The organism is Vibrio sp. ArtGut-C1, assembly GCF_002105475.1.
In the GTDB taxonomy this organism is placed as follows: Bacteria; Pseudomonadota; Gammaproteobacteria; order Enterobacterales; family Vibrionaceae; genus Vibrio; species Vibrio diabolicus.
On sequence record NZ_NCTH01000015.1, the window covers coordinates 1 to 21,930 of the forward strand.

17 protein-coding genes are annotated in these 21,930 nt (G+C 45.4%); 12 read left to right on the forward strand and 5 right to left on the reverse strand.

Annotated features, from left to right (window positions below; all coding sequences use genetic code 11):
- Positions 1–239 precede the first annotated feature (239 nt).
- The 3 genes from B7360_RS14105 to B7360_RS14115 all read right to left on the reverse strand — a co-directional run bounded on the left by B7360_RS14105 (position 240) and on the right by B7360_RS14115 (position 3,491).
- Complete coding sequence (locus tag B7360_RS14105) at positions 240–1,766, reverse strand: tripartite tricarboxylate transporter permease (protein WP_085343803.1); 1,527 nt, start codon at positions 1,764–1,766, stop codon at positions 240–242.
- A 19-nt stretch (positions 1,767–1,785) separates the two neighbouring features.
- On the reverse strand, positions 1,786–2,280 hold the full coding sequence (locus B7360_RS14110) for a tripartite tricarboxylate transporter TctB family protein (RefSeq protein ID WP_085343804.1): 495 nt from the start codon (positions 2,278–2,280) through the stop codon (positions 1,786–1,788).
- Positions 2,281–2,519: 239 nt separating this feature from the next.
- Entirely contained in the window at positions 2,520–3,491 is a 972-nt protein-coding gene (locus B7360_RS14115; protein WP_005395072.1) for a tripartite tricarboxylate transporter substrate binding protein, read from the reverse strand.
- Between the two features lie 259 nt (positions 3,492–3,750).
- On the opposite strand from B7360_RS14115, the gene B7360_RS14120 reads away from it, so the two are divergent.
- From B7360_RS14120 to B7360_RS14165, 10 genes are all read left to right on the forward strand, one after another.
- The gene (locus B7360_RS14120; protein ID WP_085343805.1) at positions 3,751–4,149 is read left to right on the forward strand and encodes a GFA family protein; all 399 of its coding nucleotides are present in this window, start codon (positions 3,751–3,753) and stop codon (positions 4,147–4,149) included.
- 265 nt (positions 4,150–4,414) lie between these two features.
- Positions 4,415–5,128, forward strand: coding sequence for a GntR family transcriptional regulator (locus tag B7360_RS14125; protein WP_005395069.1), 714 nt, complete (start codon positions 4,415–4,417; stop codon positions 5,126–5,128).
- Between the two features lie 12 nt (positions 5,129–5,140).
- Entirely contained in the window at positions 5,141–6,037 is an 897-nt protein-coding gene (gene prpB, locus B7360_RS14130) for a methylisocitrate lyase (protein WP_005395068.1), read from the forward strand.
- Positions 6,038–6,167: 130 nt separating this feature from the next.
- Complete coding sequence (gene prpC / locus B7360_RS14135; RefSeq protein WP_085343806.1) at positions 6,168–7,310, forward strand: 2-methylcitrate synthase; 1,143 nt, start codon at positions 6,168–6,170, stop codon at positions 7,308–7,310.
- A gap of 155 nt (positions 7,311–7,465) precedes the next feature.
- Entirely contained in the window at positions 7,466–10,057 is a 2,592-nt protein-coding gene (gene acnD, locus B7360_RS14140) for a Fe/S-dependent 2-methylisocitrate dehydratase AcnD (protein WP_085343807.1), read from the forward strand.
- A 9-nt stretch (positions 10,058–10,066) separates the two neighbouring features.
- Complete coding sequence (gene prpF, locus B7360_RS14145; RefSeq protein WP_085343808.1) at positions 10,067–11,263, forward strand: 2-methylaconitate cis-trans isomerase PrpF; 1,197 nt, start codon at positions 10,067–10,069, stop codon at positions 11,261–11,263.
- A 57-nt stretch (positions 11,264–11,320) separates the two neighbouring features.
- Entirely contained in the window at positions 11,321–13,198 is a 1,878-nt protein-coding gene (locus B7360_RS14150) for a propionyl-CoA synthetase (RefSeq protein ID WP_085343809.1), read from the forward strand.
- Positions 13,199–13,388: 190 nt separating this feature from the next.
- Positions 13,389–13,865 (forward strand): GNAT family N-acetyltransferase, encoded by a 477-nt coding sequence (locus tag B7360_RS14155; RefSeq protein WP_046874942.1) that lies wholly within the window; start codon positions 13,389–13,391, stop codon positions 13,863–13,865.
- A 194-nt stretch (positions 13,866–14,059) separates the two neighbouring features.
- Positions 14,060–15,391: a trypsin-like serine protease gene (locus B7360_RS14160; RefSeq protein ID WP_085343810.1), complete on the forward strand. Its 1,332-nt coding sequence runs from the start codon at positions 14,060–14,062 to the stop codon at positions 15,389–15,391.
- Between the two features lie 388 nt (positions 15,392–15,779).
- Positions 15,780–17,225 (forward strand): bifunctional NUDIX hydrolase/phosphatase PAP2 family protein, encoded by a 1,446-nt coding sequence (locus B7360_RS14165; protein WP_085343811.1) that lies wholly within the window; start codon positions 15,780–15,782, stop codon positions 17,223–17,225.
- Between the two features lie 161 nt (positions 17,226–17,386).
- Here B7360_RS14165 and B7360_RS14170 read toward each other — a convergent pair whose 3' ends face one another.
- On the reverse strand, positions 17,387–18,196 hold the full coding sequence (locus tag B7360_RS14170; RefSeq protein WP_031780443.1) for a Cof-type HAD-IIB family hydrolase: 810 nt from the start codon (positions 18,194–18,196) through the stop codon (positions 17,387–17,389).
- 216 nt (positions 18,197–18,412) lie between these two features.
- Between B7360_RS14170 and queE the strand changes: the two genes are divergently transcribed.
- Both queE and queC read left to right on the forward strand, forming a co-directional pair.
- The gene (queE, locus tag B7360_RS14175; protein WP_041852955.1) at positions 18,413–19,063 is read left to right on the forward strand and encodes a 7-carboxy-7-deazaguanine synthase QueE; all 651 of its coding nucleotides are present in this window, start codon (positions 18,413–18,415) and stop codon (positions 19,061–19,063) included.
- A gap of 14 nt (positions 19,064–19,077) precedes the next feature.
- Entirely contained in the window at positions 19,078–19,773 is a 696-nt protein-coding gene (queC, locus tag B7360_RS14180) for a 7-cyano-7-deazaguanine synthase QueC (protein WP_048626429.1), read from the forward strand.
- A gap of 12 nt (positions 19,774–19,785) precedes the next feature.
- Here the strand turns inward: queC and B7360_RS14185 are convergent, their stop codons facing one another.
- On the reverse strand, positions 19,786–21,759 hold the full coding sequence (locus B7360_RS14185; protein WP_085343812.1) for a diguanylate cyclase: 1,974 nt from the start codon (positions 21,757–21,759) through the stop codon (positions 19,786–19,788).
- Between the last annotated feature and the right edge of the window lie 171 nt (positions 21,760–21,930).

Genomic DNA, 21,930 nt, shown 5'->3' on the forward strand with positions numbered 1-21,930 from the left:
GGCGTCAGAGATTAGGTATTGTGTCGAATTCATTTACAGTATTTTCAATAGGTGTTGATTTACTCAGACAACACCTATTGAGATAGGTTCTAAGTTGCGCTAAGTGTGTATTCATGCAACTACTCTTATATATAGGCGATGACTTGTCAATATTGTTTTGCTTAATAAGTGAACGATTTGATAGGAGAAAGAAAAGCCATCGCGATGGATGGCTTTGTCTAGGTTGAAAGAGACAGCTATTACAGCTCAACGCTCACTGGCTGTGCTTTAAACTTTTGAATCAGCTTTACGATTAGTGGACTTGCCAGTACCAATACGGCTAAAACAGTAAAGGTAAGGGTAATAGGGCGCTCCCATAGGAAACTCAATTCGCCGTCTGAAATCATTAATGCGCGGCGTAAGTTCTCTTCCATTAATCCCCCAAGGATGAAACCCAGCAATAAAGGCGCAAGTGGGAAGTTAGCGAGTCGAAGTGCAATGGCAGCCATAGCGACAATCAGCATCACGAACACATCCATGGTATTGAATGAGACCAAATAAACTCCGGTGATTGAGAAGAATAAAATCATCGGCAGAAGTACCGTTCTAGGCACCGCCAAAAGCTTTGAGATGTACGGAATCAACGGTAAGTTCAGGATCACGAGTACGATGTTGCCGAAGTACATGGAAATGATCACCGACCAGAACACGTCTGGGTGCTCAACAAACAGGCGAGGACCAGGTTGAATACCATAAGCGATCAGCGCACCGAGCATTATTGCTGTTGTACCAGAACCCGGAATGCCAAGCGTTAGCAGCGGTACAAATGAACCACTAGAGGCTGCATTGTTCGCTGATTCTGGCGCGACCAAACCACGGATACTGCCTTTACCGAACTCTTCCTTTTTCTCTTTAGGTGCGAGGTTGCGCTCCATGCCATAGCTTAAAAAAGCAGCAATGGTTGCTCCTGCGCCAGGAAGAACGCCAGTGAAGAAACCTAATATTGAAGAGCGAATTGAAACAGGCGCAACATCTTTGATTTCGTCCTTGGTCACTTTCATTGAGCCAATGTTACTCAGCTTTTCCTGTTCTTCATCGCTGGTGTCTTTTGATGGTTTAAGAATGCCCATCAGCGTCTCACCCAGTGCGAATGTCGCCATTGCAAGCAACAAGAAGCTAAAGCCATCCATTAAATCCGTTAAACCGAAGGTAAAGCGTTCAACGCCTACGCCTTTATCGATACCAACTGTAGATAGCATCAAACCAAGAATGGTCATCATCCACGCTTTGATGACCTGACCTTTCCCCGCAAAAGCCGCGACTGCTGATAACCCAAGTAGCATCAACGCAAAATAGTCTGACGATTGGAAGCTAAGTGAAACGCTAGCCAATGCTGGTGCTGCGACAAGCAACATAATGGCAGATAGCGTACCGCCAGTGAAAGAAGAATAAGCTGCCAAAGCTAATGCTTTACCTGCTTGGCCTTTTTGAGCCATCGGGTAGCCGTCGAATGCTGTCACCACGGTTGAAGAACAACCCGGCGCGTTAATTAAAATCGACGATGTAGAACCACCAAATACCGCACCGTAATAAACACCCGCCATCAAAATAAGGCCAGAAGAGGGCTCTAGGCCATAAGTAATTGGGATCATCAAAGCAATGGCTGAGATCGGCCCAAGCCCAGGTAACATGCCGATAAATGTACCGACGAAACAACCAACGATCACCATCATGATGTTCATTGGCATTACTGCAGTGGATAAACCTTGTAGAATTCCATCTAACATAATTCAGTCCTTTCTTTGACTACCAGATGGTGAAAATCAAACCCGGTTCGAGGTAGATGTCCAAACCTTGAGTGAGTAATAAATAGAACGCGATCACGAATGGAAACGACGCGCCGAACAGAACGGGTTTACGTCTTTCCCCCAGCAGATAAAAGCCAGCCAATAAAAAGAAGCCAGTAGCTATAACAAAACCTAGGTAAGTCAGGCCCACGCCGTAAAGCGCCATCAAAACCAAGAAAGCGATCAGTAACTTCCAATTAAAGGTCAGCACCGCGCCACTTTGTTTATCTGGTTGTCCTGTTGCCAGTAACAACAGAGAAAGGCCAGCACCAACGTAAGTCAGGATGGTTGGCAAAGTACGTGCGGTGAACGGTTCGTATTCATCACCAGGGAACAATGGAATTTGCGAGGTTTGATAACCGTAGCAAAGACAGAAGAGTAGAAAGATCATTGCGCCGACACGGTCACGACAGAGCAAATATTCTTTGATGAAAAAGTTGGTTGAACGAGGCATATTCAACTCCTAACAAAAATAAAAAAGACCGCATATGGACGTTAATGAATAAACTAAACCATTAACAATTAAGCATTTCGCTGCTAGTCGAGCTGCTTTGGGTATATAAACAAAGGAGTGTGCATGCCGATTGTCGACAATATCCATATACGGTGAAACTTAGAGTGCAAATACAGTTGGGGAAATACCAACCCCACGTTATTGGGTGAGGTTGGAATCTAAGGAACCCAGTTCGACTGTTACTTTAGGAAGCCTAACTCGCGCATTAAGTCACCCATTTGCTGCTCTTGCTCTTCAAGGAACGCGAAGAACGCTTTGTCCGCCTTGTAGTTGTCTATCCAACCATTGCGGTCACGGACGACTTGCCATTCGTCAGTGTTGTACATTTTGGTAAATGCTGCATTCCATTCATCCAGCTTTTCTTGGCTAGTACCTGGTGCAGCAAAGAATCCACGCCAGTTAGCGAAGACAGTTTCGTTACCATATTCTGTTAGCGTAGGGATGTTTGGTGCGGCTTCTAGGCGTTTTGGTGCAGTTACCGCTAGCACTTTGACTTGACCAGATTTTGACATCTCCAGTACTTCACCTAGGCCCGTAGAGAGCAGTTGAGTTTCGCCTGAAAGAAGGGCTGCCATGGCTTTACCGCCCGCATCGTAAGCGATGTAACGCACTTTACGCGCATCAAATCCTTCGCCTTTAAATGCGGCGGCAACGACGAGGTGGTCCATAGAACCACGAGCAGAGCCACCCGCGATTTTCACTTTGCGAGGGTTAGATTCAAATGCTTTTACTACGTCTTCCCAAGAATTGTATGGCGAATCAACAGAGGCTACGATGGCACCGTAATCCGCAATGGTGGCTGCAACGGGAGTGAGATCTCTAAAGGATTGAGGGAAAATACCTGTTAGAGAGCGAACGACGATCGGTGTTGAATTCACCATCAGCGTATCTTCTTGGCGATCTGCCGTTTCAATCAAGTGCGCAATGGCTTTACCGCCGCCGCCACCAGAAAGGTTTTGGAAAGATACCGTCTCAACGATGTCTGATTTGAGTAGCACATCACCTGTACCTCGTGCGGTCATGTCCCAGCCGCCACCGGCACCTCCAGGGATCAAGAAATGCATTTTTTCTACATCAGCAGCAAAAGCGTTAAATGAAAATGAAGCTGCGATGATCGATGCGGCGAGCGTTGGTTTGATTACCTTTAACATGTTCACGTTCCTTATGTTGGTGACTCTATTTTTTGATGAGTCTTATTTTTGTTTCAGCCTTTAACTCGAACTGGATGCTGATGTATCAAAGGTTAATCAAGTGTTAAATCGATGTCTTTAAAACGTCGATAAAGAGAATATTGAGCATAACGGGTATTTTGTTCATAAAGTTCACGCTGAAAAATTGGTTGCACATCACGCGTGCGTGCTAACAATTGCGTCATAATGGAATGACATCAAACGAATAAGGAAACAGAGAATGAAAGGGACATGTTTGTGCGGTGCTATTGAAGTGATCGCAGATGCTAAGAATGAGGTGAGTCTATGCCACTGCTCGATGTGTCGAAAATGGTCGAGTGGAGCACTCCATGCTGTGCATTGTGGTTCTAACGTAACGTTTAAGGGGGCCGAGCCAAAGCGCTATCAATCGTCTGACTGGGCGGTGAGAGGTTTTTGTGGCGAATGCGGTACAAACCTTTTCTATCATTTGTTACCGACAGGCGAGTACATTCTCTCCGCTGGTTTGTTCGACAATCCAGATTTCAAACTCTCATTAGAGATCTTTACCGATGAAAAGCCCGCGTATTATGACCTCAATCCCACCTCACAAAAGATGACATCGCAGCAAGTTTTTGAGCAATTTTCACCTAAAGAATAGCCTTTTGTATCCTTAATTGTTCGACAGCTTAATTATTTTTCTTTTATATCATGATGTTAAGAGGTGCTTTGCTGTCGACAATTTATTTTTTCCTTCGCAATTATCCCTCCATTAAGCCCGTAACAGACGATTTTCTTCGATTTAAATTACGACCTTAGTCTAAATTGTCGACAATTTACTTGATTGTCGACACTTTGATCGACTACTTTATATTCAGGTTAAGAAATTGTAGACATTTTGATGTCGGTAACGTGAGTATCTGAGTATGAACTCTGAGTTGAAAACTCGTTATAAAGTACTGGGTTCTGAGAAAGAACACACCAAGTCAGAAACACTGACAGAAACACTGATTGAAGTCATTGTGAATGGCGATGTTAAGCCTGGCCATAAAATCTCGGAGCCTGAACTGGCGAAGAAATATCAAGTCAGCCGTGGCCCTTTGCGTGAAGCATTAATGCGTTTAGAGGGGCTAGGGCTCATTGAACGTATTCCTCATGTCGGGGCTAGAGTGACCACTTTTTCTCCAGAAAAGCTGATAGAACTCTATGCGGTTCGCGAAGCGCTAGAAGGTATGGCGGCAAGGTTAGCAGCGCGACATATTACGCAAGAAGAGCTCTTGAGCTTGGAAATGCTATTGTCGACACATTCTAAGCACATAGATCAAGTGGAGGGAGCCTCTTACTTCCATCAGCATGGAGATTTTGATTTTCACTATCGCATCATCCAAGCAAGCCGAAACAGCAAGCTGATTTCTCTGCTGTGCGACGAGCTTTACCACTTGTTACGCATGTATCGCTATCAGTCACCGCGCGCGCAATCTCGTCCAAATGAAGCGCTGACTGAACACAAATTCATTCTGGAAGCCATCCGTAATCGCGATGAAGAGCTTGCAGAAATGCTGATGAGAAGACACATCTCAGGAAGTCGAAAGCTCATCCAATCGCAAATTATACATACAGAAAGTTTAGACAAAGACTAGAAGGAATTCGTCATGAGCTTAACACCGGGAGCGAAGTTCAGACTCGCTATTGAACAAAACAATCCGCTGCAAATTGTTGGCACCATTAACCCTTACTGCGCCATGATGGCGAAAAACTTGGGGCATCAAGCGATTTATTTGTCTGGCGGCGGTATTGCAAACGCGTCATACGGATTGCCGGATCTCGGTATTACAACATTGAACGACGTACTGGTCGATGTTGACCGCATCACTAACGCGTGTGATTTACCGCTATTGGTCGACATCGACACCGGTTTTGGAGGCGCATTTAATATTGCTCGCACGATCAAAGCAATGGAAAAGGCGGGTGCTGCTGCGGTTCATATGGAAGACCAAGTCGCACAGAAACGTTGTGGGCACCGTCCGAACAAAGCAATTGTGAGCCAGCAAGAGATGGTTGATCGCGTAAAAGCCGCGGTTGACGCACGCAATGATGAAAGTTTCGTGATTATGGCTCGTACAGACGCGCTAGCTGTTGAAGGCATGGACAGTGCAATTGAGCGTGCGATTGCGTGTGTGGAAGCTGGCGCGGATATGATTTTCCCAGAAGCGATGACCAAGCTGGATCAGTACCTTCAGTTCTCAAACGCACTTGAGCAAGCAACTGGAAAGCACGTTCCTATTCTGGCCAACATTACCGAGTTCGGCGCAACGCCACTGTACGGCTGCGACGAGCTTGCAAAAGCGAAAGTCGATATGGTGCTTTACCCATTAAGTGCGTTCCGTGCCATGAACAAAGCCGCTGAAACGGTTTATAAGCATTTGCTAGAAGTGGGCAATCAGGAAGCTTTGGTTGATTCAATGCAAACACGCAAAGAGTTGTATCAGCACCTGAACTACCACGATTACGAAGACAAACTTGACCAGCTATTCTCTGAAGGAAAATAGCGGGAAAAGAAAAGATAGACGGAAGCCCAAGAAAAGATAATCGGAATTTATCTAATTCAATAACGTGAAATTCGTCTGGCTAAAAAACGCTCCAAAGAGGGCAAAGCCAGACAGAAAAGGAGTTCAAACAATGTCTCAAACTGCAGAAAAGAAAGCAGAGTTAGGTGGTGCAGGCCTACGCGGTCAAAGCGCTGGAAGCACAGCTTTATGTACTGTCGGAAAAACGGGGACCGGTCTGACTTATCGCGGTTACGATATTACTGACCTTGCCAATAATGCTCAATTTGAAGAAGTTGCACATCTTCTGTTACGCGGTCACTTACCAACTCAGAAAGAACTGGATGCGTACAAGACACATCTCTTAAACCTTCGCGGCTTACCAACTGAGCTTAAGCAAGCGTTAGAGCTTATTCCTGCTACTGCTCATCCAATGGATGTGATGCGCACTGGTTGTTCTGTGTTAGGAAACCTAGAGCAAGAAATGAGCTTCGATGAGCAATTGCATTCGACGGAACGTATGCTGGCGCTTTTCCCAGCTATCATCTGCTACTGGTATCGTTTTAGTCACGATGGCGTTCGTATCGATACAGAAGATCAAACCGAAGACTGCATCGGCGGTTACTTCTTGCGATTGCTTACAGATAAAGAGCCATCAGCGCTACACAAACAAGTGATGCACTGTTCCTTAATCCTTTACGCTGAACATGAATTCAACGCATCAACTTTTGCAGCGCGTGTTTGTGCATCAACGTTGTCAGACATTCATTCTTGTATCTCGGCAGCAATCGGTACGCTTCGCGGGCCACTTCATGGCGGCGCAAACGAAGCAGCGATGGAAATGATTGAAGATTGGCAAACGCCAGATGAGGCGGAAGCGAACATCATGAAAATGCTGGCCAACAAAGACAAGATCATGGGCTTTGGCCATGCCATCTATCGCGAAAGTGATCCTCGCAACGCGTTGATTAAGCGCTGGTCGAAAGAGCTGTCACAGCAAGTCGGTGATACACATCTATATGCTGTTTCTGAGCGTGTGGAATCAGTGATGAAGCGAGAGAAAGGTCTGTTCTGTAATGCGGACTTCTTCCATGCATCGGCTTACCACTTCATGGACATTCCAACCAAGCTGTTCACACCAATTTTTGTGATGAGTCGTTTAACGGGCTGGGCGGCACACGTTTATGAGCAACGTGCCAATAACCGCATCATTCGCCCAAGTGCTGATTACACGGGCCCAGACCATCAAGAATGGGTACCTATCGAGAATCGCTAGCGCGAAGGTCAATCAGGGCACATATGCTTTGATTGACCACCTCCTTCCTTTGTACCTCTCTCTGACAGAGGAAGGAGCCCCTCTCATCACGATGTTTCTGGATCAATGGAAAACGTTGATGAAGGCAAGATGTACAGACTGAATGGAAGCAAACCATGAACACAAATATTAATACCCAATATCGTAAGTCGCTTCCGGGAACTCAACTGGATTACTTTGATGCACGCGAAGCCGTCAATGCCATTTCTCCTGGAGCCTATGAAAAACTCCCTTATACCTCCCGCGTGCTAGCTGAGCAACTGGTCCGTCGCTGTGATCCGAACACATTGACGGATAGCCTGAAGCAGTTAATTGAACGTAAACGTGATCTTGATTTTCCTTGGTATCCAGCACGCGTTGTTTGTCATGACATTCTTGGTCAGACCGCTCTAGTTGATTTAGCGGGTCTGCGCGATGCTATTTCGGATCAGGGCGGCGATCCTGCAAAAGTGAACCCTGTGGTTGAGACTCAGCTGATCGTCGACCACTCTTTAGCGGTTGAGCATGCAGGCTTTGAAGCTGATGCTTTCGATAAAAACCGCGCGATTGAAGAACGTCGTAATGAAGACCGATTCCACTTTATCGAGTGGTGTAAAACAGCGTTTGAAAACGTCAGTGTGATTCCTGCGGGTAACGGCATCATGCACCAAATCAACTTGGAGAAAATGTCTCCTGTGGTGCAAGCGAAGCAGGGTATTGCCTACCCAGATACCTGTGTGGGTACAGACAGTCACACGCCTCACGTAGACGCCCTCGGTGTTATCGCGATTGGTGTTGGTGGTCTGGAAGCTGAAACCGTAATGCTTGGCCGACCATCAATGATGCGTCTACCTGATATTGTTGGTGTAAAACTAACGGGTAAACGTCAACCGGGCATTACCGCAACGGATATTGTCCTCGCGATTACTGAATTCCTACGCAACGAGCGTGTCGTCTCTTCATATCTTGAATTCTTTGCTGAAGGTGCACGCGATCTAACGATCGGAGACCGCGCAACTATTTCAAATATGACACCAGAATACGGCGCGACAGCTGGCATGTTTTATATTGATGAGCAGACCATCAATTACTTGAAACTAACTGGTCGAGATGAAGAGCAAGTTGCTCTAGTAGAAAAATACGCAAAACAAACCGGACTTTGGGCAGACGATCTAGATACAGCGGTTTACGAGCGCGTACTTGAATTCGATTTGTCATCAGTCAGCCGTAACATGGCCGGCCCGTCAAACCCTCACCGCCGTTTACCAACATCGGAGTTGGCGCAGCGTGGCATTTCTGGTGCGTGGGAAGAGAAAGAAGGTGAGTTGCCAGATGGCGCAGTGATCATCGCTGCTATTACCTCATGTACTAATACTAGTAACCCAAGAAACGTCGTTGCGGCTGGCCTTGTCGCGAAGAAAGCCAACGAGCTCGGCCTTGTACGTAAACCTTGGGTGAAGTCGTCTTTTGCTCCGGGTTCTAAGGTAGCGCGTCTTTACCTAGAAGAAGCGGGCTTATTACCAGAGTTAGAAAAGCTTGGCTTTGGTATCGTCGGTTACGCATGTACCACTTGTAACGGCATGAGTGGCGCGTTGGATCCAAAAATCCAGCAAGAGATCATTGATCGCGATTTATATGCGACAGCCGTGCTGTCTGGTAACCGCAACTTCGATGGCCGAATCCATCCTTACGCAAAACAAGCTTTCCTTGCATCACCACCATTGGTTGTCGCTTATGCGCTAGCGGGTACCATTCGTTTCGATATCGAACGCGATGCTTTGGGTACTGACCAAAACGGTAAACCAATTTACTTAAATGATTTGTGGCCTAGCGACGAAGAGATCGATGCAGTGGTCGGCAAACACGTTAAGCCAGAGCAGTTTAAGCAAGTTTACATCCAGATGTTTAAGCTCGATGACGCAGAAAAAAGCTCTAGTCCGCTTTACGACTGGCGTCCGATGAGTACCTACATTCGCCGTCCACCTTACTGGGAAGGTGCGCTTGCGGGTGAAAGAACACTGTCTGGCATGCGTCCATTAGCGGTTCTTGGTGACAACATTACCACCGACCACTTATCGCCATCGAATGCGATCATGGCGAGCAGCGCGGCGGGTGAATACCTTGCCAAAATGGGCGTTCCGGAAGAGGACTTCAACTCTTATGCGACTCACCGTGGCGATCACTTAACGGCGCAACGTGCGACCTTTGCTAACCCGAAACTATTTAACGAAATGGTGAAAGAGAACGGTGAAGTGGTTCAGGGTTCTCTAGCGCGAATCGAACCAGAAGGCCAGGTTGTACGCATGTGGGAAGCGATAGAAACCTACATGAATCGTAAACAACCATTGATCGTGGTGGCTGGCGCGGATTACGGTCAGGGGTCATCCCGTGACTGGGCAGCAAAAGGTGTTCGATTGGCAGGCGTAGAAGCCATTGTTGCTGAAGGCTTTGAGCGTATTCACCGTACTAACTTGGTTGGCATGGGTGTACTACCACTGCAATTTAAGCCAGGCGTTAACCGCAATACGCTAGAGCTGGATGGTACTGAACTTTACGACGTAGTTGGCGAGATTAAACCGGGTGCGGATCTGGCCTTGGTTATCACGCGTAGCAACGGCGATAAAGTTGACGTTCCTGTTACCTGCCGCCTAGACACCGCTGACGAAGTTCACGTGTACAACGCAGGTGGTGTTTTGCAGCGTTTCGCACAAGATTTCTTGGCGCAATAAGGAGTGGGTATGGAAAGCAAAACTCCGAATCAAATGAGCCAAATCAAAGTGCCGGCGACGTACATGCGTGGCGGTACAAGTAAAGGGGTCTTTTTTAACCTCGACGATTTGCCACAAGAAGCACAAGTGGCAGGCGAAGCTCGTGACAAACTCTTGTTGCGTGTTATCGGCAGCCCAGATCCGTACGCAAAGCAAATTGATGGCATGGGTGGTGCGACGTCAAGCACCAGTAAAACAGTAATTGTTTCTCGCAGTAGCCGAGCCGATCACGATGTTGACTACTTGTTTGGACAAGTGTCGATCGACAAACCATTCGTCGATTGGAGTGGTAACTGCGGCAACTTGTCTGCCGCTGTCGGTCCTTTCGCCATTCATGCTGGGCTGATTCCACAAGATCGCATTCCAGAAAATGGCATTGTGACGGTGCGTGTTTGGCAGGTGAACATCAGCAAAACTATCTTGGTGCATGTGCCGATTGTGAACGGATTCGTCCAAGAAACCGGCGAGTTTGAGCTCGATGGCGTGACGTTTCCGGCCGCCGAGATTCAAGTCGATTTCGTTGACCCTTCTGATGGCGAAGGCAGCATGTTCCCAACAGGCAACTTAGTTGATGATTTAGTGGTGCCGGATGTGGGTACGTTCAACGCGACCTTTATTAACGCGGGCATACCAACCATTTTTATTGATGCTGAATCGATTGGATATCAGGGCACCGAGCTGCAAGACGATATCAACAACGATGACACAGCATTAGCGATGTTCGAATCCATCCGTGCACATGGCGCATTAAAAATGGGGCTGATCTCTGAACTTGAAGAAGCTCAAACACGCCAGCACACACCAAAAATCGCGTTTGTATCCAAGCCGAAAAGTTACCAGTCCTCAAGCGGTAAAGCGGTAAATGAGTCGGAAATTGATGTGTTGGTTCGTGCGTTGTCGATGGGCAAACTTCACCATGCAATGATGGGAACAGCAGCTGTTGCTATCGCTTCAGCGGCGTGTGTACCGGGTACGTTGGTTAACTTGGCTGCTGGTGGCGGTGAAAAAGAGTCAGTGACTTTTGGCCACCCCTCAGGAACGTTAAAAGTTGGAGCACAAGCGAAGCAAACTGAGCAGGGCTGGGTGGTGCAAAAAGCCATCATGAGCCGAAGTGCGAGAATACTAATGGAGGGATTTGTGCGTGTACCCTCTGATGTCTTTGAGTGAAAAGAATGGTCTTTGAATAGAGCGAGAGCAATGTCAGGACATACTGGAGGAAGCAATATGTCTTCATACGAAAAAGAATATTTATGGGCGAAAAACGAACCGGAGAGTTTTTGGCGCGCTCAAGCGGAGAATATCGATTGGTTCGAATCTCCTAAAACTATCTTGAAATCTGATGAAAACGGCATAGAACGTTGGTTTCCAGATGGTGTAATGAATACGTGCTGGTTAGCATTGGATTACCATTGCGAGCAAGGACGCGGTGATAATACGGCACTCATTTATGACTCGCCAGTAACCGGCAATAAAACAACGTATACCTATAGTGACCTGCGTGACCAAGTGGCAAAAATTGCCGGCATGCTGTCTGCCCAAGGCGTTGAAAAAGGCGATCGAGTTGTTATTTACATGCCGATGATTCCAGAAGCCGCAATGGCGATGCTAGCCTGTGCGCGTTTGGGGGCGATTCACTCCGTTGTATTCGGTGGTTTTGCACCTAATGAACTTGCTGTACGAATTGAAGATGCAGAGCCGAAAGTCATCATGACGGCGTCGTGTGGGATTGAGATCAACAAAGTTATTCCATATAAGCCAATGGTAGACAAGGCCATTATGGACAGCCGATGGAAGCCTGAAAAAGTATTTATATTCCAGCGTCCTGAGTGCGAAGCCGATCTAAACCAAGAAAGAGATCTGGATTGGCAGCAAGAGTACAACCAAGCGTTGCCACACGGTTGTGTTCCGGTGTTGGCAACCGATCCACTCTACATTCTTTATACTTCGGGTACGACAGGTAAGCCAAAAGGCGTTGTGCGTGACAACGGTGGCCATGCCGTCGCGATGAAGTACTCTATGAGCGCAATCTACAACATTCCTCAAGATGGCGTATTTTGGGCGGCATCTGATGTTGGCTGGGTAGTAGGGCACTCTTACATTGTTTACGCGCCACTGATTCACGGTTGCACAACAATCCTATTCGAAGGCAAGCCCGTCCGAACACCGGATCCTGGTGCATTTTGGCGAGTGTGTGACGAATACAAAGTAGATGCGTTGTTCTCTGCCCCGACAGCGTTCCGTGCGATCAAGAAAGAAGACCCAGAAGGTGAGTTTTTAAAACAGTATGATCTCTCTAAATTGAAAACCATCTTTATGGCAGGAGAACGCCTTGACCCTCCAACACTGGAATGGGTTCAGAGCAAAGCAGACAAACCCGTTATTGACCACTGGTGGCAAACGGAAACGGGTTGGGCTATCGCGGGCAACCCAACAGGTGTTGAAATGATGCCAGTTAAAGCGGGTTCTTCGACGAAGCCAATTCCGGGTTATCAGGTCGAGATTCTGAATGAACTTGGAGAGTCGGTCGGGCCTAACCAACAAGGCTTTGTCGCATTAAAACGTCCGCTGCCACCGAGTTGTCTGCCAACGGTTTGGCGTAACCATGACCGTTTTGAAACCGGTTACCTCAGCCAATTCCCTGGCTACTATGTGTCAGGTGATGGTGGCTATTTGGATGAAGACGGTTACCTGTTCATTATGGGACGTATTGATGACGTGATTAATGTCGCGGGGCATCGTTTATCGACAGGCGAAATGGAAGAAATTGTCGGTGGCCACCCAGCGATTGCGGAATGTGCAGTCGTGGGTATCCACGATGAGTTAAAAGGGCAGTTACCACTTGGTTTTGTTGTGCTTAAAGATGGTGTCAAAGTGGACGAGCTTGATCTTGAAGGTGAGCTTGTTGGCAAGGTACGTAGTGAGATCGGTGCGGTTGCCTGCTTTAAGCATGCACTGGTTGTGGATCGCTTACCGAAAACACGTTCGGGTAAAATTCTGCGCCGAACCATACGTCAAATAGCCGATGGTGAAAAATACACCGTTCCGTCAACGATTGATGACCCAAGTAGTTTGAACGAAATTGAACGAGTGTTAAGACGCTAATTAAAACTCAATTCTAACTAACCCCTGATCCTCGAACTCTGTAGGTTGGTTCTGCCTCTGTACGCTTATTAAGTGCAGGGGCTTTTTTGTTTGTAGATCGCGTAAACGTCTCGTGCAGGCAATTTTGTGACTTGCCAATACGGCATTTTCCTCACAAACTACAGCCATTCAATTTTTAGTGACCCTTTGTATGACCACGTTTGTAATTAAATCTGCGTGTTTTAGCGACCTTGAGTCGCTCAACGACCTTATGTTTGAGCTGCATGATGAGCATCATCTTCAATCTCCTGAGCTGTTCAAAACTGCAGAGGAGATAGAGCAAGAAAAAAGTATTGCTCGATACATTGATGATCCTGAATGTCTTGTTTATGTAGCAAAACAAGGAGATGAAATTATTGGTTTTATCTCTGGTCATTTCTGTGAACTTGTTTCTACCGTCAGTCAGCCGGTTATGATGGGAAGTGTGGATGAGCTCTATGTGTTACCTGAGTTTCGGAAACAAGGCACAGCTCAGGCATTGATTAACAAAATTGAGTCAACGTTCTCTGATTACGGTGCAAAACAGATGTTTGTTGAAGTATGGCACTTTAACCAGGGTGCAATCTCTTTGTATGAAAAACAAGGGTTTGCACACCATATTCACTATCTAAGAAAGCCGTTGAGCTAATGGCCATGCTTAATTTTAATATTGTGATACACATTCTAGCGAATTGAAATCATTCAGTTCGTCAATAGACTTTTCTCTATAAGTTGCTCGCAATGTTAGTAAATTAATATGCGCCCACATTGGTATTGGCGTTTTTGTCTGCTTGTTTATTAGTAGCACGAGGATCGTGCTTACAAAAACAAGAGGACAATATTTTGAAACTAACAAAATCGTTACTTGCGTTGGCTGTTTTGCCAATGTTCGCAAGTGCTGATGATTTGTCACAGACACAAAATCACACTATACAACCCCAGATCGTAGGCGGCATCACTGCTGATCCTAGTGAGTGGAGATTCTACACCCAAATTGTGGGCCGTTATGGTAACCGATCATATTGTGGTGCCAGTTATATTGGAAATGGCTACGTCCTGACTGCGGCCCACTGTGTCGAGGGTGATTCACCGAATCAGATTGCGGTTAAAATTGGTGGCGTCGTTTACAATGGCACTGACGGTGTTCGAGCTAACGTGAGTGAAATCCACATGCACCCGGCATATCGCCGAGCAACGCTTTCTCACGATCTCGCAGTCTTAAAGTTAGACTCTGTACCTCAAGGTGTTGCCGCGGTTGAAATTGCCGATGGCAGTCTAACGCAATACGCCAGCATCGGAGATTGGCTTACAGTCGCAGGTTTAGGGAGAACCTCTGAAGGAGGAAGCTCCCCATCTCGATTGCAAGAGGTTGACGTTCCGCTCGTGTCGGACACGACTTGTCGTCAAGCCGGTGGCAATTACACAACCGTTGGAGAAGTGTCATTCTGTGCGGGAATTCCTCAAGGTGGGATAGATTCCTGTCAGGGAGATAGCGGTGGCCCAATCGTTATTAATCGTGGTGGCGTAATTACTCAACTTGGTGTGGTCAGTTGGGGGATAGGTTGTGCTCGTCCGGGTATGTATGGTGTTTATAGCGATATCGCCGCCATGCGTAATTTTGTTAATGGTGTCATTGGCACGACTACACCTCCTAAAGAGAATGTTTCTGTTGGGTATACCACCGAACAGACATTGGCATCATTTAATGTTGGCGAGTTGCAGCAACATAGTTTTGTTATCAAAAATTCAGGTAACACGACGTTCACTGTAGAAAACGTTCGCGCGTTTGCTTCTGGCGTTGCTGATGCTGCCGTTATTGCAAATGATCAGTGTTCTCAGGCGACGTTAGCAATGAATGCAAGTTGTCGTGTCGATGTCGAATTTGGAGCAGCTCAGGCGGGAGAAGCAAGAGTTGCTTTGAACTTCAACGTTGATAAGACCAGTACACAATATCAGGCGCTAGTGTCGGCTCAAGCCAAAACAGTGACAACGCCTCCAACAGATAACTGCGCAGCAGAATGGCAAGCGAGTACGGTGTATCTCAAAGGGGATAACGTTACTTGGAATGGCAAAGTGTGGCAGGCGCAGTGGTGGACTCAAGGCGATAACCCAGCAGACTCTGGACCTTGGGGTGTTTGGCAAGAAGTTCGCGACGCACATTGCAAGTCTAACTAACCATCAAGCATTCAAAAGCTGATTCGTTGGTGACTTGAGGTAGAATTCATTCTTGGTTTCAACGAACAGCGCATAGTTATCATAAGCAGGGTTTATTGTTTTCGAATAATAAGCCCTTTTTTATTGTTCCAACTTTGAGAACCCATAAAATGTGTATGACTTTATCCTGACGCTACCTTTATATAACTGGCAGAATTGCGATCAACATTTCATGTTTTGTCTGATTTTTGTCAGGTTTGCATTAAATTACTCTCCAATGAGCTTCAAGATCATGCTTTATTCGATCAACGTTGTTTGGCATAACTCGTTACTTAATTTTTATCGAAAAAGATAAGATTAACTGCCATTATTCATTGGTTATCATAATGTTTACTTAAGGTCATATTTTGTGTTGAGACAGCTGTTATTACTCATCCTTTGTTTTATTTTGTTACCTGTTTCACCAATCTCTACGGCTAAAGCTGCCGCGAGCGAAGTAAAAGGGGCGCTCTGCGTTGTTCGTGCTGACGACAAGTTAGTGCTAGTTCATGAAATATTGACGGATAAGATTTCTCTACCTGGTGGGACAATTATTGATGGAGAATCCCCCAAAGTTGCTGCGCAACGAGAAACGTGGGAAGAAACGGGTTTAGTGGTCACGGTTGGGGAGGAACTTGGCAGAACAGATACCGCGGTTTATTACGATTGCATATCAGACTCTGAGATTATTGCTTTTTCGATGAACAATTCCTTGGGTGGGAATGAGTTACCTATTTGGTTTGCTCCTCACTACGGAGTAGAAATCGCATCAGCAATGTTACTTGGACCATCCGAGCTGCCATCATTTTTGTACCGCTATCCCGCTCAATGGCCACAAGCCATTCAGTTTTTTGAACAAGCTACTCAGCAGTCTGCATCTTATGTGACTCAGCTGATCGAATCCGCGCCTTCATTTCGTCAGATTGAATTGAGGTGGATGAAAGACTTACAAAGCTGGGTAGGAGCTTTATCAGAAACGAGTTTCGAGGTAGCGAATCAGATCTCAAATCTTGTTATAGAACTGACAGAACCTACGATACTGCTTTTTCTATTTCCGTTAGTAATGATGCGTTTTGGCAGTCGATTTGTATTCCGACTCTTTTTCGCTATTAGCGCGACGTCCCTGATGGTACTTGTAGCTCAACAGGGCTTTGCGCTTCCTCGCCCGCATGTCTATATACCAATGATGGAGTTAACACACAGCTTTGGATTTAGTTTTCCAAGTTTGCCTATTGCCGTTTGGTTTTGTGTTTTAACCTTTTTATTTCAGAGAACACATTATTTCGGTTTGAATGGTACGACCGCTGTCATGATGCTCGTCACGCTTACTATTATGTTATGTAAGTTTTTCCTTGGTAGCGCCTTTTTCTTAGATATGTTGTTTGGTGCGCTGTTAGGAAGCTTGGTAGCCTGGCATGTTCTGCGATTGGAAACAAATCAAGACGTGAATGTTGATCAAGTGCTGAGCTCAAAAGGCGTCTGGTTCATTATGACTGCGGTAACGGCGGTCATCTCTGTTATCTGGCCATTACCTGTGTTTGGCCGCTGGTTAGCTATTTTAATTACGGCATCAGCGTTGGTTATGACGTTTAGAGAGTCAAAAGTGCATTTGGATTCTCGTCAGATGATTTTTGTAACGCTTGCGTTGGTATTCGTTGAGCAACTTTATTTGTACTCAAGCTCTGTTGTCTCGTTTAGTGGTTTGTGGTCATTGGTATTGTCGACGTTGCATTATCCATTGTTGATGTTGCTGTTTATCTTGCTTGCAAGAAAGCTGATTCATGAAAAACAACAGAGAGAAACAGTGCTAGATTGATGGTTGTATGTTTTTTTCTCAGGCATACGAGTAAAAAGAAAGCCTTGCTTTACAGCAAGGCTTTTTTGTATGTTGAGTAGCTCAACAATGTGGCTTTGCGTATATCTGACGCCATGGCTGAGTTAAAGGTAATAACGTTGATGCCATAGCGGCGGAGAGAATTAAGCGTTAAGGACGAATTTGTCAATCGCTTTAGCTACACCGTGTTCATCATTACTTGCCGTAATGTAATCAGCGATTTGTTTGGTCTCTTCCATCGCATTTTCCATCGCGATACCAAGGCCAGCGTACTTCAGCATGTGGTGGTCATTTTCAGCATCACCCATACAGATCACTTCTTCCGGTTGAATACCTAGATACTCAGCAATTGCAGCAACACCAATACCTTTGTTGCTTGCTGGGTTAAGAAATTCCAGGAAGAACGGAGCGCTTTGAACCACCGTAAACTCTTCACGCATTTCAGACGGAAGCGCAGCGATGACTTCAGTTAACTTACTTGGCTCGGCAACCATCATTGCTTTGATGATTGGATGATCATCTTCTAGCGATTCAAAATTAATCTCTGTCACATTTAAGCCATTAATGTTGGCTTCTATGTCAGTGTATGGGTTTTTCTCATTGGTGATCAAGCCATGTACTTGGCTGAATGCGTGCACATAAGCGCCTAATTCTTTCGCTTTACGAGCGACTAATTTAGCTGCCTTACCATCAATGATTTGCTGGTGGATGATTTCATTTGTTCCTACGTTCTTAACCATAGAGCCATTGTAGAAAAGGACAAAATCTTTATCGGAATGGATATTCAGTTCGTCGAGCTTGCCTTGCATTCCTTCTAATGGGCGACCAGAAGCGAGAACGACAGTAACGCCTGCTTCTCGAGCCTTTGCGATCGCTTGTTTGTTTTCTTCAGAGATTGCTTTATCACTATTGAGCAGTGTGCCATCCATATCTAATGCGATCAGTTTATACATCATTTCTTACCTTAAAGTTTTTGGGAACTGTAAGTGAATAAGGTTTGGTATAACGCTAACCAGAAACCTACGCTCACCGCGACTATGAAACTACAAAATGGTCTATTTTAACAATTAATTTTTGGTTTAAATTGACCTAGACACGTGTGTCCATTAAGGTCTTCGCCTCGAAGTATTATGAGTTGAGTGAGTTCTACGTTGTATAAGCTAAATGAGATGTTTGAAACCATCCAAGGGGAAGGGGTTTTCACTGGAGTACCTGCTGTTTTTGTTCGCCTTCAAGAGTGTCCGGTTGGTTGCTCATGGTGCGATACCAAACAAACGTGGTATGCAGATGAGAATGACCAACGTCAAATTGGTGATATTTTGGTGAAGACGGAAGATTCTCCGACATGGTGCGTCGCATCTGCCGAGAACATCGTAGAGCAATATCAACTGCAAGGCTTTAATGCTAAACATATCGTGATTACTGGTGGTGAGCCTTGTATTTATGATCTACGCCCTTTAACAAAGGCGTTTGAGGATATGGGTTGCCAATGCCAAATCGAAACCAGTGGCACATCAGAAGTCATCACGTCAGAAAATACATGGGTGACCGTGTCACCAAAAGTGGCGATGAAGGGTAAACTGCCAGTTCTCAATAGCGCGTTAGAGCGTGCGAATGAGATTAAGCACCCAGTTGGTACGCAAAAAGATATCGACCACCTTGATGAGCTATTGGCAAATGCGAATGTCGCGGTTGAGACTGTCATTGCATTGCAGCCTATTAGCCAAAAGCCTCGTGCAACGCAATTGTGTATTGAAACGTGCATTGCTCGCAATTGGCGTTTGTCTGTTCAAACTCATAAATACCTAAGTATTGCTTAAGAGCGGAGAGAGAAATGAAAAAAGCCGTTGTTGTTTTTAGTGGTGGTCAGGATTCCACGACTTGTCTGGTTCAAGCACTTAAAGAGTTTGATGAAGTTCATGCCATTACTTTTGATTATGGTCAGCGCCACAAGTTAGAGATAGAAGTGGCACAAAAGATCGCAAAGGATCTTGGTGTCAAAGCGCATAAAGTGATGGATGTTGGCCTTTTAAACGAACTTGCGATTAGCTCTCTCACGCGCGATGACATCCCTGTCTCACACGAATTGCAAGAAAACGGCCTACCAAACTCTTTTGTTCCTGGCCGTAACATTCTATTTTTAACGCTCGCAGGAATCTACGCCTACCAAATTGGGGCTGAAACCGTAATTACTGGCGTGTGTGAAACTGACTTTAGTGGTTATCCAGATTGTCGTGACGATTTTGTGAAAGCAATGAACACGGCTTTGGTGAAAGGGATGGACCGTAACCTGACGATCAAAACACCGTTAATGTGGCTAAATAAAGCAGAAACGTGGGCGTTAGCTGATCAATATGACGCGTTGCAACTGGTTCGTGAAAATACGTTGACCTGCTACAACGGGGTCATTGGTGATGGTTGCGGTGATTGCCCATCGTGCGATTTGCGCAAGGCTGGCTTAGATGATTACCTAAACAATAAAGAGACCGTAATGCAGTCTCTTGTGAACAAGCAGGCTGCTGACGTTTAGTCGTGCCTTGCTTTACTGGCTAACATAGTCAGAACCTAGGCTAATTGGCTCATCGTATGCGTCTATAATGATGTTTTTTCCCTGCTTTTTAGCCTGGTATAAAGCTTGGTCTAGTATCGAATAAAGTTCATCAAAGTTGGTAAGCGGCATTGATGTTGATAGATAGGCCAAGCTAGCGGTTACACTCAGATCACTATTATTTACCGTGCGTACGCGCTTCTCTGAAATCGTTTTGTGTAGGCTTTGTACGCGGAAAGGAACGTCAATTTCATCGACGTTTTTCAATAGTAAGATAAACTCTTCTCCACCCAAACGGCCGATATACTCTCCCTTATTGAGCTTAGCTTTAAGCACTTGGCAAACTTGCTGTAACACCAAGTCGCCAGTCGGATGACCGTATTGATCATTTATCGTCTTAAAGTCATCAAGGTCGATTAATGCTAAAACATAGCGGAAGTCTTCGTCTGCTTTGGAGGTTTGACCTTTGATGGTCTCTATAATTGCCGCTCTATTCAACGCACATGTTAGACTATCTATTTTGGCTTTTTGTCGTGTTTGTCGCTGAAGTATCAATGCCAGAATGAGCAAGACCAACAAACAGGAAACCACAAAATTATAAGTGCGCTTTTGATCGGTAAGCTTCTCAAATTGATTCTGATTTAAGCTTTTTTCATTATTCAACCGAGCGACTTGAAGATCATATTCGTACTCTTTCTTTGTGAGGTCTAATGCCTCTAATGCTTTAATATTGCTAGCGTCTCGGTTGGCCAATTCAATGGTTGAATAGGCTTCGTGGTGCTCTAATGCCAGTTTATAATCACCTTGGGCTTGGTATGCTTCGGAAAGGAGTAATTGAGCTTGTGCCTGTAATAATGGTCTAGAGTTATTGATCGCTAGTGTTAACGCGACTTTGCCATGTGCAATCGATTTTTCAGTAGCATGGTTTTTCAAATACGCGAACCCAGCAGCTAAATGCCCTTCCGTTTCGAGGTGCGTATTTTCATACGTCTCAGCAATGTCTAAAGCTTTTCTAATGTAATCTACTGCGGTATCCAGTTGCCCACTTTCGGCTAAAACCGCAGACAGCCCTAAGTAGCTTAACCCTTGACCATATGGGTAGTGGATCTGGTTGAGTATTGTTAATGCATTTTGATAATGATTGATGGCTTTATCGAATTCTTTGGATTTCTTATACATTGCCCCAAGGCTATGTTCGACTTGGGCGACTTTGAGTGGTGTCCCTTCATCTTGACGAGCGAGTAGGGCTTGGATGAGATATTGTTCTGATTGTTCAAACTGCCCAAGCTCTGCAAGCAAATTTCCGACGTCATTGTAAATGCCAGAAGGATCGCTTTGAGCAGACATGTTGGCCAGCAGCTTTCGATAAAGGCTCAGCGCTTTTTCATAGTCACCACGATAGTTATAATTGTTCGCTACCACACGTAACGCGAGATCAATAGGGAAGTTTTCTTGGTGTTGTTGACTTAGATGACTTTCTAACGACGAGCAATAAAAGTTTGCTTTGTGATAACGACCTTGTTGATTCAAGGTATAACAGAGCTGATAGTTCATCAAAGCTTTGCCTTCAGAATCTGAAGTCTGCTTCATTTTTTGTCGCAATGAAGAAAAGCTATTTACTGAGGCGTCATAACTACCATGCTTACGTTCATTTAAGGCAAGAATGTACTCTGACTCTAACTGAGCAAAGTTATTGTTGAGAACTTGGCTGCTTCCATAGTACGGCTGTTTTATGTTCGACATGTATTCATAAATCAGCCCGCTGACGTAGAGTTTTTCGCTGTGCGATTTCGCTGTGTGGTATCGATCTTGAAGCATGCTTAATGCTGAGTCAGGATTACTTCTCAATGTGGTTTGATAAACGGCGTGCCACTGCGTGATATTTTGTTCTGGCTCAATATCTTGAGTGTCACTAGCATATACCGGGGCGAGTAAGAGTGACGCAAGCAAAGGATAGAGCGTGCGCATATTTAAACGTGCCTTATGTTCTTTTGTTGCTTTGGAATTAGAGAATCATAACGCTATTAATTGATCAGCGTTGTGATTGAGTTGGGTGTACGAAGAAAAAGAATAGGAAAACTATGCACTTGGTCGACATATCAAAAAAAGAGCATAAAAAGAAAGACCCCAACATAAAGT

Coding starts and splice junctions, on each gene's coding strand:
- B7360_RS14110 (WP_085343804.1), bottom strand. CDS start 2,280: ATGCCTCGTTCAACCAACTTTTTCATCAAAGAATATTTGCTCTGTCGT.
- acnD (WP_085343807.1), top strand. CDS start 7,466: ATGAACACAAATATTAATACCCAATATCGTAAGTCGCTTCCGGGAACT.
- queE (WP_041852955.1), top strand. CDS start 18,413: ATGTTTGAAACCATCCAAGGGGAAGGGGTTTTCACTGGAGTACCTGCT.
- B7360_RS14150 (WP_085343809.1), top strand. CDS start 11,321: ATGTCTTCATACGAAAAAGAATATTTATGGGCGAAAAACGAACCGGAG.
- B7360_RS14155 (WP_046874942.1), top strand. CDS start 13,389: ATGACCACGTTTGTAATTAAATCTGCGTGTTTTAGCGACCTTGAGTCG.
- prpC (WP_085343806.1), top strand. CDS start 6,168: ATGTCTCAAACTGCAGAAAAGAAAGCAGAGTTAGGTGGTGCAGGCCTA.
- B7360_RS14125 (WP_005395069.1), top strand. CDS start 4,415: ATGAACTCTGAGTTGAAAACTCGTTATAAAGTACTGGGTTCTGAGAAA.
- B7360_RS14185 (WP_085343812.1), bottom strand. CDS start 21,759: ATGCGCACGCTCTATCCTTTGCTTGCGTCACTCTTACTCGCCCCGGTA.
- B7360_RS14105 (WP_085343803.1), bottom strand. CDS start 1,766: ATGTTAGATGGAATTCTACAAGGTTTATCCACTGCAGTAATGCCAATG.
- prpB (WP_005395068.1), top strand. CDS start 5,141: ATGAGCTTAACACCGGGAGCGAAGTTCAGACTCGCTATTGAACAAAAC.
- queC (WP_048626429.1), top strand. CDS start 19,078: ATGAAAAAAGCCGTTGTTGTTTTTAGTGGTGGTCAGGATTCCACGACT.
- B7360_RS14115 (WP_005395072.1), bottom strand. CDS start 3,491: ATGTTAAAGGTAATCAAACCAACGCTCGCCGCATCGATCATCGCAGCT.
- B7360_RS14120 (WP_085343805.1), top strand. CDS start 3,751: ATGAAAGGGACATGTTTGTGCGGTGCTATTGAAGTGATCGCAGATGCT.
- B7360_RS14170 (WP_031780443.1), bottom strand. CDS start 18,196: ATGTATAAACTGATCGCATTAGATATGGATGGCACACTGCTCAATAGT.
- prpF (WP_085343808.1), top strand. CDS start 10,067: ATGGAAAGCAAAACTCCGAATCAAATGAGCCAAATCAAAGTGCCGGCG.